At 49.2% G+C, this 3,077-nt stretch carries 3 protein-coding genes; 1 reads left to right on the top strand and 2 read right to left on the bottom strand.

What is annotated here, in order from left to right; genetic code table 11:
* Nucleotides 1–63 precede the first annotated feature (63 nt).
* Nucleotides 64–1,098: an IS110 family transposase gene (locus Q1B15_RS00800; RefSeq protein WP_299748701.1), complete on the bottom strand. Its 1,035-nt coding sequence runs from the start codon at nt 1,096–1,098 to the stop codon at nt 64–66.
* Between the two features lie 132 nt (nt 1,099–1,230).
* Nucleotides 1,231–1,896: a hypothetical protein gene (locus tag Q1B15_RS00795; RefSeq protein WP_299748698.1), complete on the bottom strand. Its 666-nt coding sequence runs from the start codon at nt 1,894–1,896 to the stop codon at nt 1,231–1,233.
* Between the two features lie 196 nt (nt 1,897–2,092).
* On the opposite strand from Q1B15_RS00795, the gene Q1B15_RS00790 reads away from it, so the two are divergent.
* On the top strand, nt 2,093–2,920 hold the full coding sequence (locus tag Q1B15_RS00790) for a phytanoyl-CoA dioxygenase family protein (protein ID WP_299748693.1): 828 nt from the start codon (nt 2,093–2,095) through the stop codon (nt 2,918–2,920).
* Nucleotides 2,921–3,077: the final 157 nt, after the last annotated feature.

Here is a 3,077-nt window from a genome sequence, read left to right as displayed (position 1 = left end):
TCTTCCAGGGCGGATATCTTTATCTAAACTTAGGCTTGCTCGCTGAACTCTGTAATCGCCGCTTTACGCGGCTTTGACCTCTACTCGCTGGTAGTCTTCTCCTTTTGTGAGCATCGCCCACGCTGTTCGAACATTCTTGTTTGCTAAGGCCACTGATGTCTTGCCGTACCCTGCTCGATCCAACATCGCCACTAGCCATTGGTCTTTGGTGGTCTTCGGTTCCTTGACGTGATTAATGTATGCTCGCGCGCCCTGGATCAGCACCGCCCGTAATCGCTTGTTGGCGATGTGCCGACTGATGCCAATAAGATTGGTCTTGCCGCCACTGCTGTATTGTTTCGGCGTAAGACCCAGGTAGGCAGAGAACTCTCGGCCACTTTGAAAAGCCTCTCCCGAACCTAATGTTGCGTATAGCAATACAGCGCTTATCGGACCCACACCTTCGATCGCCAACAGACGTTTGCAGGATTCGTTAGCATTGACCAGTTGTTCGATCTGCCGGGTCAACACATCAACATCTTCCTTCATGTCCAGTAAGCGCTGGAACATGAGCTGAAGTGTTGCGCGATAGAAGTGCGGTACATCGTTTTCTGCATCTTCAAGCACTTCAGGTATACGCCGGTGAAGTGCTGCAAAGCCTTTAGGGATGGTGATACCAAACTCCATTAGCAAACCACGGATATGGTTTGAGAGTCCGGTACGATCGTGAACCAGTAACTCGCGTGATCTCTGTATCGCCTGCAGGCCTTGTTGTTCAAGACTCTTCATTGGTGCATCTTTGATATTTGGTCGCCCAGCAGCTTCTGCCACCGCCAGCGCATCATTCGCATCGGTTTTATGGCCTTGCCGAAAAGGTGCAACAGAGAATGCCGGTAGGATGCGAACATCGTGATTGAAGACTTTCGCTGTTCTTGCCCAGTAATGAGCAGACGAACACGCTTCAAATGCCACTAACGAGTGCTGTTGCTTAGCGAGAAACTCTCTGAATTTGATCCGTGTCAGCGCTTTGTTCTGCAGTTCCTTGCCGCGCGGGGAAACGACAGAGACTTGAATAACATTCTTTGCCAAATCGACCCCAATTGTATTTAACTGTGCCATGTGTGGATTCCTCTTTTGTTTGCGGAAACATCAACCTAGCTATCTAGGTTGGAGGAGTCCACACATTGGGTCGGAAGCGGAAGTCCTTGCTTACAGGTGGTCTGCGTCTGCTTTGCGCGCAATAGAGGTCATTCAGTCGTGGTGAGCTTCATCGTAATAGTCGGCAACGACATCAATCTCCATGCCATCGATAAGCTCCGCGAACGATATTGATCCTTCAGGCTTCGGATTGGCCTCCAATTGCATTGCTGCTATACCTTCTACAAAAGCTGGCTCGTTCGTTGGTAATCGCGGGTCATCGACTTGGGGCAAGGGTTTGCCGTACTGTAACTTTTCCTTTTTGCGAAGAGCTTGTCTCTTTTCCGCTGTCCAGTCCTTCGTGAACACATTGAATCCGGGTTCTGGTAAGTCAGAAAACGTGCACTTCAAAAAGGAGCCCAGGTTGTTAAATGTCGCCATGGTGTGAGGTCTATGAAATTCTGAATTTTCTGTCACTAGTACAGACCCGCAACATTTTGATCGCAAATTTATGTTGGGCGCATCTTGGTCATTAAGCTTGAATACAGAGAGTCTAGCTAGCGTGTCAGAATCAGGGCGCATGATCTGTGAATCGATATAGAGCAGATCAACTGGTTCCTCCAATAGAGAAAAAGGTGGTGGCGTCCCATTGGTGCCAATGTAGGCTCGTTGCAAGCACTCGGTACAGCAACAACCACAGCGGTATTTGGGTACCGCATTAGGTAGAGTTAGCTGAACAGCGCCACAGGAGCAGGTAATCGTTGCCATTTCTGCAGGCATAATTCACACCCTCGTTGCAAAGACGAATGAAGTTTAAGCATACACAAGATTTTTTGAGATTTCTGATTGCAGCCTACAAGCTCTTAGCTAACACCTTGTTGCCTGTTAAGAACCTGTTTCCTTTGGGCCGGAAGCGGACATTCCACAACTCTCTTAGTATAAGATCGCGCATTCGGTTAGGGCTTAATAGAAAACGATGCTGACAACAGAGCAAATGAATGAATTCCACTCAGCCGGGTATGTTCACCTTGAAGCTGCCGTAGAAACATCGATAGTCAAAGAGATGCGTGATCGCGTATGGGACCTGTTATCCCAACAGGGATTTTTGCAGGATGCGCCCGCCACGTGGCACATTGATGGGAATCCCTCTAAGGGATGGAGGCCTGTGTCAAAATTAGGTGACTTAAAGATTGGGGAGCCTTCTCCCGAAGACAGCATTGTCGTTCGCGAAGCTCTCGATGACGTATTTAAGGCTGGCCGAGCATCCAAAGACAGTTGGGGCCAGCCGCTTGTGACGATGCCTGCTGAAGCGAAAACCTGGCTCATGCCAACAAAAACTTGGCACTTTGATCATTATTATTCGCATCCGGAAGAGATCAATGGTGTGAACGTCTTCCTGTTGATAGATGAAGTTGAAGTGGGGGGTGGTGGCACTGCCGTTGTGAGAAATTCGCCTTTGCTTATGGACCGCTTACTGAATTCGGGTGCCAAATTTTCCAAACTAAGCGATCAGAACAAAGGTTTCTGTGCGTCACACCCCTGGCTTGGCGGACTGAAAGCCAAAAGCAGTTCCTCTACGGTGGAACGCAACAAACAGTATATGGACCAGGATACGGACATTGAAGGCATTCCAGCCCGTGTCGAAGAACTAACAGGAGCCGCAGGCGACGTGTACCTCTGCCACCCTGCGCTGATGCACGCCCCAGCCATGAACACATCGGTCCGGCCTCGACTAATGCGCACACAGCGTGTCAATAGCAAAGCCATGGAAGACCATATTAATACAGTATCTCGTCCTGGCTGAGATGCGATTCAGCAGAAACAAGCAGACGTTCTAATGTCGGCTTTGGGTCGGAAGCAGAACTCCAGGCAGGACGCCATTCAATGTCTGCTTTGAAGCGCCAAGCAGACGATCTATAAGTGTTCTGATACTCTCCTTGGATGAACTATTTGATCAATAC

Origin of the sequence: uncultured Boseongicola sp. (assembly GCF_937988555.1) — a bacterium.
GTDB lineage: Bacteria > Pseudomonadota > Alphaproteobacteria > Rhodobacterales > Rhodobacteraceae > Boseongicola.
This window is presented reverse-complemented; position numbering and strand designations above follow the sequence as displayed.